This window comes from Streptomyces sp. NPDC046925 (assembly GCF_040644915.1).
GTDB lineage: Bacteria > Actinomycetota > Actinomycetes > Streptomycetales > Streptomycetaceae > Streptomyces.
Genome location: NZ_JBEYWZ010000003.1, coordinates 411,897 through 426,567, shown reverse-complemented (window position 1 = coordinate 426,567; position 14,671 = coordinate 411,897). Strand labels below are relative to the sequence as shown.

Sequence of the window (14,671 nt, the reverse complement as noted above, 5' to 3'; positions counted from 1 at the left end):
ACGTACCGTTCACTCCTATGCGCACCCTTCTGTTCACCGGCCCCGGCGGCTCCGGCCGAACCACTGTCGCCGCGGCCACCGCGCTCCGTGCCGCCCGTGAGGGGCACCGGACCCTGCTGATCTGCGCCGACCGCGTCGACACCCTCGGCGCGGAACACGCGAACCTCACCGTCCGGCGCCCGAGTCCCGGCGACGAGTTCCGGGACGACCTCCTGGCCCTGCAGAACCGCGCGTCCTCCGCGCTCGACCTGCTCGGCGCCGGACGTCTGGAGGGCGAGGAGCTCACCCCGCTGCCCGGCAGCGAGGAGCTGGCCCTCCTGCGCGCGCTGCGTGACGCCGGACAGGGCGCGTACGACACCGTGGTGGTGGACCTGCCCCCGGCGCCCCGCGCCCTCGCGGTCCTCGCTCTGCCCGAGCAGCTGTGCCGCTACCTCCGCAGGCTCCTTCCGCCCGAGCGGCAGGCGGCCCGTGCCCTGCGGCCCATGCTCGGCCGCATGGCGGGCGTCCCGATGCCCTCCGCCTGGCTGTACGAGACCGCGGCCCGCTGGGACACCGAACTCGCCGCCGCCCGGGCCGTGATCGAGGCGCCGGGCACGACGGTCCGCCTGGTCGCCGAGCCGGGACCCGCGGCCGCCGACGCCGTGCGCGCCGCCACCACCGGCCTCGCCCTGCAAGGCCTGCGCACCGACGCCGTGCACGCCAACCGCGTACTGCCCGACGACGCCGCCGGCACATGGTTCGCCGCGCTCATCGCCCAGCAGCGCAAAACGCTGGCCGAGTGGCAGGAGACGTACGGCGAAAGCCTCGTCCCCCTGCCGCACCTGGGACATGACCCGCGCGGCGCCGACGACCTGGCCGCCCTCGGCGTGCCCGCCCCCGCCGCCGCCCCGGCACCCGTTGAGTGGCCCGTCATCGACGCCCTCGCCGAAGACGGCGTACTGACCTGGCACATCCCGCTCCCCGGCGCCGTGCGCGAGGAGCTCGGACTGATCCGGCGCGGCGACGAACTGGTCGTCACCGCGGGCCCCTTCCGCCGCATCGTCCCCCTGCCGTCGGCCCTGCGCCGCTGCACCGTCGCGGGCGCCGGTCTGCGCGAGGGCGAGCTGCGGGTGCGGTTCACGCCCGACCCCGATCTGTGGCCGCAGGCACGGTGAACGCGCAACCGCCGTTCGGGTAACGTCGAGAGTACGAATCCATGGACCGCCCTCCGCAGGAGTCTTCCGTCATGAGCGATGCCACCGAGCGCGAAGCGCCCGAACCCGAAGCGGCCGACACCGACGCCGACGCGTGGGAGAAGGCGTGCGCCGAGGATCTCGCCGCGGAGAAGGCCCGGCGCCGTGCCCAGTACGGGCCGCCGCCCGGCTCGGCCGGCGAGGAGCTGCGCAAGCTCGTCGACGCCGTGTCGGAGAAGCTGTCCGGGCTCCAGACGCCGCTGCTCGGCGCGGTCGCGCAGGGCGCCGTCGAGCAGACCGTGAAGCAGGTCGTCCAGCAGGCGAAGGCCGCCGTCGAGCCGGTCATCGAGCGCAACCCCGACGTCTTCGACCACCTCGCCGCCGCCGGCAGCGAACTGCTCGCCGCCTACCGCTCCGCGGTCGAGGGCCAGGAGGGCCGCTGGACCCGCGGGAGCGACGCCGCCAAGGGCCCCGAACCGCGCGACGAGGGCCCCGGTCCCGGCGAACACATCGACCTGGACTGAACACCCCTCGGGTACGGTTGCCCATAGCGGGGCTCGACCGAAACTGAGGGACACATGGGACTCACCATCGGCGTCGATATCGGCGGCACGAAGATCGCGGCCGGAGTGGTCGACGAAGAGGGCACCATTCTCGACACCCACACGGTGCCCACTCCGCCGACCGCCGAAGGCATCGTGGACGCGATCTGTGCCGCCGTCTCCGGCGCCGGCAAGGGGAACGACGTGGAGGCCGTCGGCATCGGCGCCGCCGGTTACGTGGACGACAAGCGTGCCACCGTTCTCTTCGCACCGAACATCGACTGGCGCCACGAGCCGCTCAAGGACAAGGTCGAGCAGCGGGTCGGCATGCCGGTCGTCGTCGAGAACGACGCGAACGCCGCCGCCTGGGGCGAGTACCGCTTCGGCGCGGGCCAGGGCCACGAGGACGTCATCGTCATCACCCTCGGCACGGGCCTGGGCGGCGGCATCATCATCGGCAACAAGCTGCGGCGCGGACGCTTCGGCGTGGCCGCCGAGTTCGGCCACATCCGGGTCGTGCCGGACGGGCTGCTCTGCGGCTGCGGCAGCCAGGGCTGCTGGGAGCAGTACGCATCCGGACGCGCCCTCCTGCGCTATGGAAAGCAGCGCGCCAACGCGACGCCGGAAGCCGCGGACATCCTCCTCGGCCTGGGCGACGGCACGGTGGAAGGCATCGAGGGCAAGCACATCAGCGAGGCGGCCCGGCAGGGCGACCCGGTCGCGGTCGACTCGTACCGCGAGCTGGCCCGCTGGGTCGGCGCGGGCCTGGCCGACCTGGCATCGCTCTTCGACCCCTCCGCGTTCATCGTGGGCGGCGGCCTCTCGGACGAGGGCGAGCTGGTGCTCGACCCGATCCGGAAGTCGTTCCGCCGCTGGCTCATCGGCGGGCAATGGCGCCCGCACGCGCAGGTGCTCGCCGCGCAGCTCGGCAACAAGGCGGGCCTCGTGGGCGCCGCCGACCTGGCCCGCCAGGGCTAGCCGCACGCAGCATGCGTACGAGGCCCGCTGTCCCCTCGGGGGCGGCGGGCCTCGTCGTTGCGGCCTCCCGCAGCGCGTATCTTGATCCCCATGGTGACGCTGCCCAACTCCAGGACCGAGGACGACGGTTCGGCCGTCGTCCGGGTGCTCAGTTACAACATCCGGTCCATGCGGGACGACACCGACGCGCTGGCCAGGGTCATCGCCGCCTGCGCGCCCGATCTCGTGCTCGTCCAGGAAGCGCCCCGCTTCTTCCGGTGGCGCAAGAAGCTGGCGCGGCTCGCCCGCGCCGCCGATCTGGTGGTGCTCTCGGGCGGTGCCACCGCGTCGGGGCCCGCGCTGCTCTGCTCGCTGCGGGCCACCGTCGAGCGGACCGAGGACGTGCTGCTTCCGCTGACGCCGGGGCTGCACCGGCGCGGCTTCGCGACCGCCGTCGTGCGGTTCGGCCGAGCCCGGCTCGGCGTCCTGAGCTGCCATCTGAGCCTGCAGACCGACGAGCGGTACGCACAGGGCGGGATGCTGCTCGACCGGCTCGCCGGGATGGGCGTGGAGCACGCGGTCGCGGGCGGCGATCTCAACGACCGGCCCAAGGGCCGTACGTTCCGCAGGCTGGCCTCAACGCTGCGGGACTGTTGGGAGACCGCTCCCTGGGGCGGCGAGAACACCTCGACGCCGGGCGACCCGCATCAGCGCATCGACGCGATCTTCGCCACCTCCGGGGTCGAAGTCCTCGGCTGCGGCGTGCCGTTGGAGCTCGACGGGGTGAGCGAGGCGGATCTGCGGGCGGCCACCGACCATCTGCCGGTGCTCGCCGCCCTCAGGATTCCCGCGTCCGCCAAGGGCCTGTGAGCCCCTCGGGGTCCCTCTAGACCACCGCGCCGCGGCCCGGATCCTCGTCGTCCTCTTCGTCGTCGCCCTTCATCCGCGCCACCAGCGTGGCGAAGCCGCCGAGGAAGCCGCCGATGCTGAGCGTCGCGAGCCACCACGTCATCTGCCAGCCGAGCAGCACCGCGAGCAGCATGAGCACCGGGCCCCCGAGGACGGCGAGCCAGGCGAACTTCGCGGTGACGTCCGCGGCGGGCAGCGGCGGCGGCTCCGGCGGGACGAAGTGACCCTCGTCGTCCTCGCCGAGGTCGTCGTCCGAGGCCTCGGGGGCGTCGTAGTCACGCGGGCCCGCGCCCACGCCGGGGGCGAAGGAGACGGAGCCGCCAAGCGTCTTCTTGGAGCCGGAGTCGTCGGGGTCGTCGGGGGCCGTGGGGTTCCTGGCCTTGCCGGAGTCCGCTCCCGGGGTGTCGTTCGTCTCCGGTTCGAGCAGGGCCAGGTCCTCGATGGACTTGAACGGCTTGGCGCCCGGCGGGTCCGCGGGCTCCTGGCCGTACCCCGCGACGATCGCCTGCCAGGCCGCGTCCTCGTCCAGGGGCAGCCCCTCGGAGGGCTCCTGCCTCTTCTCGGGCTCGCGGCTCTCGCCGTCGGGTTCGATTCGGTCCTGCTCAGCCACCGGTGGCCGTCCCTTCCTTACCGACACTGGGGGCGAGCCGGCCGATGAACGCGTAGCTCTCCTCGAAGATCCGGTCCGCGTCATGGTCCAACGTCGCGACGTGGTAGCTCTGTTCCAGGAGGGTCTCCGTGACGTCCGTGGAGGAGACCCGGCTGAGGATCCTGGCCGAGTCCGCGGGCGGCACCACATGGTCCTGCGGGCTGTGCAGCAGCAGCAACGGCTGCGTCACCTGCGGCAGTTCACGGTCGAGCCGCTGGAAGAAGCGGCGCATCGAGTGCGCCGCGTGCAGCGGAACCCGGTCGTACCCGATCTCGACCGAGCCGTCCAGGGCGATGTCGCTGGCGATGCCCTTCGTCGAGGGCACCAGATGCCGGGCGAGCGGCAGCGCGTGCGCGGCCAGGCCGTGCACCTTGTTCGCCGGGTTCACCAGGACGATGCCCCGCACCTCGTCCCCGTGCTTCGCGGCGAGACGCAGCGTGAGCGCGCCGCCCATGGAGAGGCCGAAGACGAAGACGTCCGTGCACCGCTCCCGGAGGGCGTTCAGCTCGCGCTCCACCTCCGCGTACCAGTCCTGCCAGCCGGTGACCTGGAGGTCCTCCCAGCGCGTGCCGTGACCGGGAAGCAGCGGGAGCGAGACGGTCAGGCCGTGGCCCGCCAAGTACTCGGCCCAGGGGCGCAGGGACTGCGGGGAACCGGTGAAGCCGTGACAGAGGAGGACGCCGACCTCGCCGCCCTCGTGGCGGTACGGCTCGGCTCCGGGGAGGACCGGCACTTCGGTCTCCTTCGTGAGGTGTGGCAGCGGGGATTCGAGGAGTACTTCACGGTACGCGACCGGACTGACACCGACCAGGGCCGTCGGGCTCTTTGGGCTTACTGCGGGTTATGGTCTGATCCACACTTAACAGGAGGCACTCGGTTTGATCTACGGCGCAATGAAGGTCGCCATCGGCGGGCCGCTGAAGCTCGGCTTCAGGCCCTGGGTGGAGGGCCTTGAGAACGTACCCGCCGAGGGGCCGGCCGTCCTGGCAAGCAACCATCTGTCCTTCTCGGACTCCTTCTTCCTGCCTGCGGTCCTCGACCGCAAGGTCACCTTCATCGCGAAGGCGGAGTACTTCACGTCGCCGGGCGTGAAGGGCAAGCTCACCGCGGCCTTCTTCAAGGGCGTGGGCCAGCTGCCCGTGGACCGCTCCGGCGGCCGCGGCGCGGGCGAGGCGGCCATCAAGAGCGGCATCGAGGTCCTGGAGCGGGGCGAGCTCTTCGGCATCTACCCGGAAGGTACGCGTTCGCCCGACGGCAGGCTCTACCGTGGCAAGCCCGGCGGCCTCGCGCGCGTGGCCCTGGCCACCGGGGCGCCCGTCCTCCCCGTGGCGATGATCGACACGGAGAAGATCCAGCCGCCCGGCAAGGTGCTCCCGAAGCTGATGCGTCCCGGCATCAGGATCGGCAAGCCGCTCGACTTCAGCCGGTACCACGGCATGGACCAGGACCGGTTCGTCCTGCGGGCGGTGACCGACGAGGTCATGTACGAAATCATGAAGCTGTCCGGCCAGGAGTACGTCGACGAGTACGCGACGGCGGCCAAGCGCCGGATGTCGGAGGCGGCGAAGGCCGAGAAGGAAGCCGAGAAAAAGGCGGAGAAGGCGGCCGCGGCGGCCGAGAAGGAACGGTCCGGCGCGTAAGCGCGTCGGTGTACGGGGGAGCGAGCGCCCGGGGGGACCGGCGGCGACCCGAGGGGTGGGGGGACATGACCAAGCGCGTGCGTGTCATGAGGATGTCGGTCGAGCAGCCGCTGTGGCGTGCGCTCACGGGTTATCGCGTACTGACGATGCTGTACGCGATCGGCCTCTTCGTGGCCGCGTACGAGAAGTTCGACCGCCCCTGGGTGGCCATCGCGTTCTACGCCGTGCTCGCGGCCTGGACCCTGGGCACGCTGCCGAAGGTCGCGAACGCGGCGAGCTGCACCAAGCGGTTCCTGGTCACCGACCTGACCATCGCGCTCGTCGGCATCCTGCTCACGCCGGTCGCCGACTCGCACCAGCGGATCGTGCACGACGGCCCGACGCTGCCGTCCATATGGACGGCGGGCGCCGTGCTCGCGTTCGCGATCAAGGGCGGCTGGCGGTGGGCGGCCTTCGCGTCGGCCCTCGTCGGCGCCGCCAACATCGCGCAGCGCGGCAGCCCCACCCAGGACACGCTCCACAACGTCCTGCTCGTCTGCATCGCGTCCATCGCCATCGGTTACGTCGTCGAGGTGGCCCGCGCCTCCGAGCGCACCCTCGCCCGCGCCCTGGAGATCGAGGCCGCGACCCGCGAGCGGGAGCGCCTCGCCCGCGACATCCACGACAGCGTGCTCCAGGTCCTCGCGATGGTGCAGCGGCGCGGCAGCGCCCTCGGCGGCGAGGCGGCGGAGCTCGGCAGGATGGCGGGCGAGCAGGAGGTCGCCCTGCGCACCCTGGTGGCGGGCGGCCTGGTCCGGACGTCGCACGAGTCGGAGGACGCCTCGCTCGGGGCCGTCGTCCGCGCGGTGGAGGAGCCCGACGAGCACGCGGACGCCGATGACGGCGAGCCCTGTGACCTGCGCACGCTCCTCTTCCCGTACGCGGGCGCGAAGGTGACCGTCTCGGAGCCTGGCGCCCCGGTGGCCATGGCGCCGCGCGCCGCGCGGGAACTCGCCGCAGCGGTGGGCGCCGCCCTGGACAACGTGCACCGGCACGCGGGCCCGGACGCCGGGGCCTGGATCCTGGTGGAGGACGAACCGGACGCGGTGATCGTGACGGTGCGGGACGACGGCCCCGGCATCCCCGAGGGGCGTCTCGCGGAGGCCGAGGGCGAGGGGCGGCTCGGTGTCGCCCTGTCGATCCGGGGGCGCCTGCGGGACATCGGAGGCACGGCCGAGCTGATCTCGGTGCCGGGCCAGGGGACAGAAGTGGAACTCAGGGTCCCGCGGGCCGCACAGGGCGCGCCGGACGCGGGCAGCACACGGGGGAAGGCAGGAAAGGAACGATGAGCGAGCAGCATCAGCACGGCGGCGGGGCCGACCAGGGCGACACCGGCGACACGGCCCCGGTCAAGGTCATGGTCGTCGACGACCATCCGATGTGGCGGGACGCGGTGGCCCGCGACCTCACGGAGGCCGGTTTCGACGTGGTCGCCACGGCGGGCGACGGCGAGCAGGCCGTGCGCCGCGCACAGGCCGCCGCTCCCGACGTCCTCGTGCTCGACCTGAACCTGCCCCTGAAGCCGGGCGTCCAGGTCTGCAAGGAACTCGTCGGCGCCAACCCCGCCCTGCGGGTGCTCGTCCTCTCGGCGAGCGGCGAGCACGCCGACGTCCTGGAGGCGGTCAAGTCCGGCGCCACCGGCTATCTCCTGAAGTCGGCGTCGACGGCCGAGCTGACCGACGCGGTGCGCCGTACGGCCGTCGGCGACACGGTCTTCACGCCGGGCCTCGCGGGCCTCGTCCTCGGCGAGTACCGCCGTCTGGCGTCCGATCCGGTGCCCGGCGCCCCGGACGAGCCGAAGGCCCCGCAGCTCACCGACCGCGAGACCGAGGTGCTCCGGCTCGTCGCCAAGGGACTGAGCTACAAGCAGATCGCCGAACGCCTGGTCATCTCGCATCGCACCGTGCAGAACCACGTGCAGAACACCCTGGGCAAGCTCCAGCTGCACAACCGCGTGGAGCTCGTGCGGTACGCGATCGAGCGGGGTCTCGACGACGCGTGACCCCCCATACGAGTGAATCCGGGTGATCAACTCCCTTGTTCCGGCCAGGAATTGACCATCCGCACCGTCCCTGAGTGACCTGGATCACCATTAGCGTGACTCGCATCAGGTCACTGAGGCGAAGGGACGTTTCCATGGCGGCCACGAAAATCGGAGTACTGACCGGAGGCGGCGACTGCCCCGGGCTCAACGCCGTCATCCGGGGCGTCGTCCGCAAGGGCGTGCAGGAGTACGGCTATGAGTTCGTCGGCTTCCGGGACGGCTGGCGCGGTCCCCTGGAGGGCGACACCGTCCCGCTCGACATCCCGGCCGTACGAGGCATCCTGCCCCGCGGCGGCACCATCCTCGGCTCCTCGCGCACGAACCCGCTCAAGGAGGAGAACGGCGTCCGGCGCATCAAGGAGAACCTCGCCAAGAACGAGGTCGAGTCCCTCATCGCGATCGGCGGCGAGGACACCCTCGGCGTCGCCGCCCGGCTCACCGACGAGTACGGCATCAATGTCGTCGGCGTACCGAAGACGATCGACAACGACCTGTCCGCCACGGACTACACCTTCGGCTTCGACACCGCCGTGGGCATCGCCACCGAGGCCATCGACCGGCTGCACACGACCGCCGAGTCCCACATGCGGGTCCTCGTGGTCGAGGTCATGGGGCGGCACGCGGGCTGGATCGCGCTGCACTCCGGGCTCGCCGGAGGCGCGAACGTCATCCTCATCCCGGAGCAGCGCTTCGACGTCGACCAGGTGTGTGCCTGGGTGACCTCGCGTTTCAAGGCCTCGTACGCGCCGATCGTCGTCGTCGCCGAAGGGGCCATGCCCAAGGACGGCGAGATGGTCCTCAAGGACGGGTCGCAGGACTCCTTCGGGCACGTGCGGCTCTCGGGCGTGGGGGAGTGGCTGGCCAAGGAGATCGAGGGCCGGACGGGCAAGGAGGCGCGGACGACCGTCCTCGGGCACGTCCAGCGCGGCGGGACGCCGAGCGCCTTCGACCGGTGGCTTGCCACGCGCTTCGGCCTGCACGCGATCGAGGCCGTGCGGGACGGCGACTTCGGGAAGATGGTCGCGCTCCAGGGCACGGACATCGTGCGGGTCCCGATCTCCGAGGCGACGGCCCGTCTGAAGACGGTGGACCCGAAGCTGTACTCCGAGGTCGGGGTCTTCTTCGGCTGAGACGTCCGGGTAGGACGGTGCCCGGTGCTCCGGGTGCCGTCCCACCGGGTGGTACATAGACTCCCCGGCATGGAGATCCTCGCCTTCGGCGTGCAGGCCGACGAGAAGCCGCTGATCGAGAAGGCCTTCGCGGGACACCACGACGTCCGGTGCCTGGACGTCTTCCTCACCGAGGACACCGCCCCCATCGCCGCGGGCCACGAGATCATCTCCACCAGCGTCAACGCCGACCTCGGCGGCCGCGTCCTGCAGACCCTGGCCGCGGGCGGGACGCAGATGATCGCCCAGCGTTCGACCGGGTTCAACAACATCGATCTCCGGGTCGCCGAACGCCTCGGCCTCACCATCGCGCGCGTCTCGTACTACTCGCCGTACTCCGTCGCCGAGTTCGCCTGGACCCTGGCGATGGCCGTCAACCGCCGCATCGTCCGGGCCGGCAACCGCACCCGCGACTTCGACTTCAGGCTCGACGGGCTGATGGGCCGGGACCTGCGGGGCCGCACGGTCGGTGTGCTCGGCACCGGAAAGATCGGCGAGGCGTTCACCCGGATCGCGCACGGCTTCGGCATGCGCCTGCTCGGCTGGGACGTCGCCGAGAACCCCGCGTGCGTCGACCTCGGCATGGAGTACGTCGACAAGGACCGGCTCTTCGCCGAAGCCGACCTGATCAGCCTGCACGTTCCGCTGCTGCCCGCCACGCAGCACATCATCGGCGCCGACGCGCTGCGCATGATGAAGGACGACGCGATCCTGGTGAACTCCAGCCGCGGCGGCCTGATCGACACCGATGCCTTGGTCTCCGAGCTGCGGGCCGGGCGCTTCGCGGGCGTCGGGCTCGACGTGTACGAGGCGGAGGCCGGGCTCTTCTTCCTCGACAAGTCCCTAGAAGCCGTCACGGACGACACCCTGGCCCGCCTGGTGACCTTCCCGAACGTCGTGGTCACCTCGCACCAGGCGTACTACACCGTGGACGCGGTCGGCCAGATCGTCGGGACCACGGTGCAGAACGTCCTGGACTACCGGGAGGGCCGCCGCAGCGAGAACGTGCTGGTCCCGGCGCCCCTCGCGACTTAGACCGGCCCAGACCTGCGCAGGCCCGCTTACACAAGAACCCCCGAAAGCAGCTCCCGCACGATCTCCGTGCCCCGCAGCGAAAGCACCGACTCCGGGTGGAACTGCACGCCCGCGAAACCGGGGCCCCGCAGCGCGTGCACCTCTCCCGTGGCCGGATCCCCGCTGACCTCGATGCCGTGCGCGGCCAGCTCCAGGGACGTCTCCTCGTCGCAGCGGGCGACGAAGCTGTTGTAGAAGCCGACCGTCTCCGGCCGTCCGAACAGATCGATCCGCGTCTGGGCGCCCTGGTAGGGCACCTCCTTGCGGACGATCTCCAGGCCCAGCTCGGCGGCCAGGAGCTCATGGCCGAGGCAGACGCCCAGGACGCCGTGCCGGTGATCGCGGACGGCGTCGGCGGCCAGTGAGCGCAGGAAGGTCATCTTCGGGTCGGCGGCGTCCGAGGGATCGCCGGGCCCGGGGCCGAGCACCAGCGGGCCCTCGTGCGCGCGCACCGCGTCCCGCAGGCCCGGCTCGTCGTAGCGCCGTACGGACACCGTCAGGCCCGAGGAACGGAGCAGATGCGCCAGCATCGCCGTGAACGTGTCCTCGCCGTCGATCACCAGGGCGTGCCCGGACAGCTCCGCCGTGGGCTCCTGCATCCGCAGCCAGAACGGCGCGAGCCCGGCCCGCCGCCCGTCGAGCGCCGCCCGCACCCGCGGGTCGTCGGCCAGGGCGGGGCGTACGCGCTCGTCGCGGGGCCGCCCCGGACGTACCCCGAGGGCGGCGAGGACGCCCGCCGCCTTCGCGTGGGTCTCGGCCACCTCGCCCGCCGGGTCGGAGCCGCGCACCAGCGTCGCGCCGACCGGGACCCGCAGCTTTCCGTCCGCGGCGATGTCGGCGGTGCGGATCAGGATGGGGGAGTCCAGGGTCTGCGCGCCGCCCGCGTCGCGGCCGATGAGGGCCAGGGCGCCCGCGTAGTAGCCCCGCCCGCCCGCCTCATGGCGTTCGATGACGCGGCAGGCGTTCTGCACGGGCGAGCCGGTGACGGTCGCCGCGAACATCGTATCCTTGAGGACCTCGCGCGCGTCGAGCGACGACTTGCCCCGCAACTCGTACTCCGTGTGCGCGAGGTGGGCCATCTCCTTCAGCCGCGGCCCGACGACGACACCGCCCATGTCGCCGACGGTGCACATCATCTTGAGCTCCTCGTCGACGACCATCGACAGCTCCTCGGTCTCCTTGCCGTCGGCGAGGAAACCGAGCAGATCGGTCGCCGTGGGGCCCTCGGCCGGGTAGCGGTACGTCCCGCTGATCGGGTTCATGACGACCGTCCCGCCGGACATCCGCACATGCACCTCGGGGCTCGCGCCGACCAGCGTGCGCTCCCCGGTGTGCACGACGTACGTCCAGTACGCGCCGCGCTCGCCCACGAGCAGCCTGCGGAAGAGCGCCAGGGCGTCCGCCCGGGAGAATCCGGGGATCTCGCCCTCGTACGTCCGCCGGATCACGAAGTTCGCGCCCTCGCCCCGCCCGATCTCCTCGCGCAGGACCCGCCCGACGATCTCCCCGTACGCGGAGTCGTCGACGTCGAAGGCCCCGCCCTCGACGCGCACGTCATGCGTGGGCAGCGCCGCCAGGGCTTCGGAGAGCGGGAGTTCGTACGTCTCCTCGGGGGTCAGGACCGCGAGCGGCGTGCCGTCGTCGCGCACGTCGAATCCGCGCTCCCTGATCTGCCGGAAGGGGACCAGGGCAAGGCCCTCGTCGGGGATGTCGGCGAGCCGGTCGTACGTGCCGACCGCGCCGATCAGGACCTCGACCGTGTCGTGGTCATGGCCGGGCGTACGGCGCCGCAGGACGGCGAAGGGGCGATCGCCGGCCGGCAGGGCGGCGAGGGGGTTCGGGGTGTTCATCTCGGGTCTTGTTCCTTCTCACTCGGAGAGGAACGGCCCGGCTCTCCCGGATCCCCGGAAAAACACTGAAGGCCGCCCCTCGGGCGGCCTTCGCGAGTCTCGATACGCGCAGAATCAGTGGGCCGCCGGATGAGCGGGCCACCACCAGTTTCGGTTCGTCTGCGTGTACATGCGTCGCACCCTAGCGCATCGGCTGTCCTCCGACGCCCCGCTGTGTCGGGTCCGTCTCACTTCGTGAGCGGGGGGATGGACAGCGGGCGTCACCCCGTAATGTTGTGCGGGTGACCGTGAACGCTAAGACCACCCCTACCGGTGGCAACACCTGGCGAGACCTTCCCGCGGCGCAGCAGCCTGAGTACCCCGATGCCGAGGCTCTGCGCGATGTGATCGCGGACCTCGAGTCGTATCCGCCGCTCGTCTTTGCGGGCGAGTGCGACCAGCTGCGCGCCCGACTGGCCTCCGTTGCCAAGGGAGAGGCGTTCCTGCTTCAGGGCGGCGACTGTGCCGAGGCCTTCGACGCCGTGTCGGCCGACCACATCCGCAACAAGCTGAAGACGCTGCTCCAGATGGGCGCCGTCCTCACGTACGCGGCCTCCGTGCCCGTCGTGAAGGTCGGCCGCATCGCGGGTCAGTACTCGAAGCCGCGCTCCAAGGGCACCGAGACCCGCGACGGCGTGACCCTGCCGACGTACCGCGGCGACTCGGTCAACGGCTTCGACTTCGACGAGAAGTCCCGCGTCCCCGACCCCGAGCGCCTGAAGCGGATGTACAACGCGTCCGCGTCGACGCTCAACCTGGTGCGCGCCTTCACCACCGGCGGCTACGCCGACCTGCGCCAGGTGCACGCCTGGAACCAGGACTTCGTGAAGTCGTCCCCCTCGGGCCAGCGGTACGAGCAGCTGGCGCGCGAGATCGACAACGCGCTCAACTTCATGCGCGCCTGCGGGACCGACCCGGAGGAGTTCAAGACCGTCGAGTTCTACGCCTCGCACGAGGCGCTGCTCCTCGACTACGAGTCGGCCCTCACCCGCGTGGACTCGCGCACCGGGCGGCTCTACGACACCTCGGGCCACATGGTCTGGATCGGTGAGCGCACCCGTCAACTGGACGGCGCGCACATCGAGTTCGCCTCCAAGGTGCGCAACCCCATCGGCATCAAGCTCGGCCCGACGACGACCTCCGAGGAGGCGCTGCAGTACGTCGAGCGCCTCGACCCGGACCGCGAGCCCGGCCGCCTCACCTTCATCGTCCGCATGGGCGCCGACAAGGTCAGGGACAAGCTCCCCGAGCTGGTCGAGAAGGTCACCGCGTCCGGCGCGACCGTCGCCTGGGTCACCGACCCGATGCACGGCAACACCTTCGAGGCGGCATCCGGTCACAAGACCCGCCGCTTCGACGACGTGCTCGACGAGGTCAAGGGCTTCTTCGAGGTCCACAAGGGCCTGGGCACGCACCCGGGCGGCATCCACGTCGAGCTCACCGGTGACGACGTCACCGAGTGCGTGGGCGGCGGCGACGAGATCTTCGTCGACGACCTCCACCAGCGCTACGAGACGGCCTGCGACCCGCGCCTGAACCGCAGCCAGTCCCTGGACCTGGCGTTCCTGGTGGCGGAGATGTACCGCGACCAGTAGGAATTCCCGCGAGACGCGACGGTGGGGCACGGATCCATGTGATCCGTGCCCCACCGTCGTATCGGGGCTTTTGTGGACCGGAGGTCCCGGGTAAGGTTAGGTTAGCCTCACCGATCAATCGGGACGGCGCCGCCGATGAGTCCCTGTCCGGGAGGTGAACCGCGTGTACGTCTGCAACTGCTTCGGGGTTACCGAGGCGCAGGTGAAGCAGCACGCGGCGGACGGTGCCTGCACGCCCCGCCAGATAGCGTCCGCCAGCAAGGCGGGCACCGACTGCGGTTCGTGCGTACGGAGCATTCAGGCGATCCTGGGCCGGGGCACGTGCCCCCGCAGGGCCCTTGCCGACCAGGGCAAGCCCGTCCTCACCGGCGTGGATGCGGGCCTGAACGCCAGTCTGGACACCGGCCTGGACGAGGCGGCCTAGCCCGAGGTCAGCTCTCCGGCTGCTCGATGAGCTGCGAGATGTAGAGCGGCTCGCCCAGCTTCTCGACCAGTTCCAGCTGGGTGTCGAGATAGTCGATGTGGTGCTCCTCGTCCTCGAGGATCGACTCGAAGATATTCGCGGAAGTGATGTCTCCCTTGCCGCGCATCACCTCGATCCCGCGCCGGAGGCGGTCGATGGCCTCCGCCTCGATCTGCCGGTCGGCCTGGAACATCTCCGTGACGGTCTGGCCCACACGTACGTGGAAGAGCCGCTGGTAATTGGGCAGGCCGTCGAGGAAGAGGATCCGGTCCGTCAGGATCTCCGCGTGCTTCATCTCGTCGATCGACTCGGACCGGGTGTACTTCGCGAGCTTCGGCCAGCCGAAGTTCTCCTGCATCTTGGCGTGCAGAAAGTACTGGTTGATCGCCGTGAGCTCGGCGGTCAGCTGCTCGTTGAGAAATTCGATGACCTCGGGGTCGCCCTGCATCGCAGAGGCTCCTTCCACGTGGTAACTGGGCAGGTTCCGCGCATCCTTGCACCGGTGTCGAAGACCGTCCAGTAAGTGCAC

Annotated in this window: 15 protein-coding genes; 11 read left to right on the top strand and 4 right to left on the bottom strand. The window is 71.1% G+C overall.

The window, feature by feature from the left end; genetic code table 11:
* Nucleotides 1–17: 17 nt before the first annotated feature.
* The 4 genes from ABZ906_RS15165 to ABZ906_RS15150 all read left to right on the top strand — a co-directional run bounded on the left by ABZ906_RS15165 (nucleotide 18) and on the right by ABZ906_RS15150 (nucleotide 3,541).
* Entirely contained in the window at nucleotides 18–1,154 is a 1,137-nt protein-coding gene (locus ABZ906_RS15165) for an ArsA-related P-loop ATPase (protein WP_361382076.1), read from the top strand.
* A 71-nt stretch (nucleotides 1,155–1,225) separates the two neighbouring features.
* Nucleotides 1,226–1,696 (top strand): DUF5304 domain-containing protein, encoded by a 471-nt coding sequence (locus tag ABZ906_RS15160; protein WP_361188922.1) that lies wholly within the window; start codon nucleotides 1,226–1,228, stop codon nucleotides 1,694–1,696.
* A 54-nt stretch (nucleotides 1,697–1,750) separates the two neighbouring features.
* Nucleotides 1,751–2,692, top strand: a complete 942-nt coding sequence (locus ABZ906_RS15155) for an ROK family glucokinase (protein WP_361188920.1) — start codon at nucleotides 1,751–1,753, stop codon at nucleotides 2,690–2,692.
* Nucleotides 2,693–2,782: 90 nt separating this feature from the next.
* Nucleotides 2,783–3,541 carry an endonuclease/exonuclease/phosphatase family protein gene (locus tag ABZ906_RS15150; RefSeq protein WP_361382073.1) on the top strand — a complete coding sequence of 253 codons (759 nt, stop codon included), beginning with the start codon at nucleotides 2,783–2,785 and terminating at the stop codon, nucleotides 3,539–3,541.
* 16 nt (nucleotides 3,542–3,557) lie between these two features.
* Here the strand turns inward: ABZ906_RS15150 and ABZ906_RS15145 are convergent, their stop codons facing one another.
* Together ABZ906_RS15145 and ABZ906_RS15140 are read right to left on the bottom strand one after the other, a co-directional pair.
* Nucleotides 3,558–4,190 (bottom strand): hypothetical protein, encoded by a 633-nt coding sequence (locus ABZ906_RS15145; RefSeq protein WP_361188914.1) that lies wholly within the window; start codon nucleotides 4,188–4,190, stop codon nucleotides 3,558–3,560.
* On the bottom strand, nucleotides 4,183–4,962 hold the full coding sequence (locus ABZ906_RS15140) for an alpha/beta fold hydrolase (RefSeq protein WP_361188912.1): 780 nt from the start codon (nucleotides 4,960–4,962) through the stop codon (nucleotides 4,183–4,185). The genes ABZ906_RS15145 and ABZ906_RS15140 overlap by 8 nt, the downstream gene beginning before the upstream one ends.
* A gap of 160 nt (nucleotides 4,963–5,122) precedes the next feature.
* Here ABZ906_RS15140 and ABZ906_RS15135 point away from each other — a divergent pair, with 160 nt between their 5' ends.
* The 5 genes from ABZ906_RS15135 to ABZ906_RS15115 all read left to right on the top strand — a co-directional run bounded on the left by ABZ906_RS15135 (nucleotide 5,123) and on the right by ABZ906_RS15115 (nucleotide 10,156).
* Nucleotides 5,123–5,869 carry a lysophospholipid acyltransferase family protein gene (locus tag ABZ906_RS15135; protein WP_361188984.1) on the top strand — a complete coding sequence of 249 codons (747 nt, stop codon included), beginning with the start codon at nucleotides 5,123–5,125 and terminating at the stop codon, nucleotides 5,867–5,869.
* 65 nt (nucleotides 5,870–5,934) lie between these two features.
* On the top strand, nucleotides 5,935–7,197 hold the full coding sequence (locus tag ABZ906_RS15130; protein WP_361382070.1) for a DUF5931 domain-containing protein: 1,263 nt from the start codon (nucleotides 5,935–5,937) through the stop codon (nucleotides 7,195–7,197).
* Between the two features lie 68 nt (nucleotides 7,198–7,265).
* The gene (locus ABZ906_RS15125) at nucleotides 7,266–7,910 is read left to right on the top strand and encodes a response regulator transcription factor (RefSeq protein WP_361383179.1); all 645 of its coding nucleotides are present in this window, start codon (nucleotides 7,266–7,268) and stop codon (nucleotides 7,908–7,910) included.
* A gap of 134 nt (nucleotides 7,911–8,044) precedes the next feature.
* Nucleotides 8,045–9,082, top strand: coding sequence for a 6-phosphofructokinase (locus ABZ906_RS15120; protein WP_361188904.1), 1,038 nt, complete (start codon nucleotides 8,045–8,047; stop codon nucleotides 9,080–9,082).
* Nucleotides 9,083–9,151: 69 nt separating this feature from the next.
* Complete coding sequence (locus tag ABZ906_RS15115; RefSeq protein WP_361382066.1) at nucleotides 9,152–10,156, top strand: 2-hydroxyacid dehydrogenase; 1,005 nt, start codon at nucleotides 9,152–9,154, stop codon at nucleotides 10,154–10,156.
* 26 nt (nucleotides 10,157–10,182) lie between these two features.
* Here ABZ906_RS15115 and ABZ906_RS15110 read toward each other — a convergent pair whose 3' ends face one another.
* Nucleotides 10,183–12,045: an anthranilate synthase family protein gene (locus ABZ906_RS15110; protein WP_361382063.1), complete on the bottom strand. Its 1,863-nt coding sequence runs from the start codon at nucleotides 12,043–12,045 to the stop codon at nucleotides 10,183–10,185.
* A gap of 281 nt (nucleotides 12,046–12,326) precedes the next feature.
* Here ABZ906_RS15110 and ABZ906_RS15105 point away from each other — a divergent pair, with 281 nt between their 5' ends.
* A complete protein-coding gene (locus ABZ906_RS15105) occupies nucleotides 12,327–13,679 on the top strand; it encodes a class II 3-deoxy-7-phosphoheptulonate synthase (protein ID WP_361382060.1) in 1,353 nt (450 codons plus the stop codon).
* 154 nt (nucleotides 13,680–13,833) lie between these two features.
* Nucleotides 13,834–14,103, top strand: coding sequence for a (2Fe-2S)-binding protein (locus tag ABZ906_RS15100; RefSeq protein ID WP_361382057.1), 270 nt, complete (start codon nucleotides 13,834–13,836; stop codon nucleotides 14,101–14,103).
* Between the two features lie 7 nt (nucleotides 14,104–14,110).
* On the opposite strand, the gene bfr is transcribed toward ABZ906_RS15100, so the two are convergent.
* Complete coding sequence (gene bfr, locus ABZ906_RS15095; protein WP_190081362.1) at nucleotides 14,111–14,590, bottom strand: bacterioferritin; 480 nt, start codon at nucleotides 14,588–14,590, stop codon at nucleotides 14,111–14,113.
* Between the last annotated feature and the right edge of the window lie 81 nt (nucleotides 14,591–14,671).

Excerpts from the sequence above, each read along its gene's own strand:
- ABZ906_RS15165 (WP_361382076.1), top strand. The coding sequence starts at position 18 with ATGCGCACCCTTCTGTTCACCGGCCCCGGCGGCTCCGGCCGAACCACT.
- ABZ906_RS15160 (WP_361188922.1), top strand. The coding sequence starts at position 1,226 with ATGAGCGATGCCACCGAGCGCGAAGCGCCCGAACCCGAAGCGGCCGAC.
- ABZ906_RS15155 (WP_361188920.1), top strand. The coding sequence starts at position 1,751 with ATGGGACTCACCATCGGCGTCGATATCGGCGGCACGAAGATCGCGGCC.
- ABZ906_RS15150 (WP_361382073.1), top strand. The coding sequence starts at position 2,783 with ATGGTGACGCTGCCCAACTCCAGGACCGAGGACGACGGTTCGGCCGTC.
- ABZ906_RS15135 (WP_361188984.1), top strand. The coding sequence starts at position 5,123 with ATGAAGGTCGCCATCGGCGGGCCGCTGAAGCTCGGCTTCAGGCCCTGG.
- ABZ906_RS15130 (WP_361382070.1), top strand. The coding sequence starts at position 5,935 with ATGACCAAGCGCGTGCGTGTCATGAGGATGTCGGTCGAGCAGCCGCTG.
- ABZ906_RS15125 (WP_361383179.1), top strand. The coding sequence starts at position 7,266 with ATGGTCGTCGACGACCATCCGATGTGGCGGGACGCGGTGGCCCGCGAC.
- ABZ906_RS15120 (WP_361188904.1), top strand. The coding sequence starts at position 8,045 with ATGGCGGCCACGAAAATCGGAGTACTGACCGGAGGCGGCGACTGCCCC.
- ABZ906_RS15115 (WP_361382066.1), top strand. The coding sequence starts at position 9,152 with ATGGAGATCCTCGCCTTCGGCGTGCAGGCCGACGAGAAGCCGCTGATC.
- ABZ906_RS15110 (WP_361382063.1), bottom strand. The coding sequence starts at position 12,045 with ATGAACACCCCGAACCCCCTCGCCGCCCTGCCGGCCGGCGATCGCCCC.
- bfr (WP_190081362.1), bottom strand. The coding sequence starts at position 14,590 with ATGCAGGGCGACCCCGAGGTCATCGAATTTCTCAACGAGCAGCTGACC.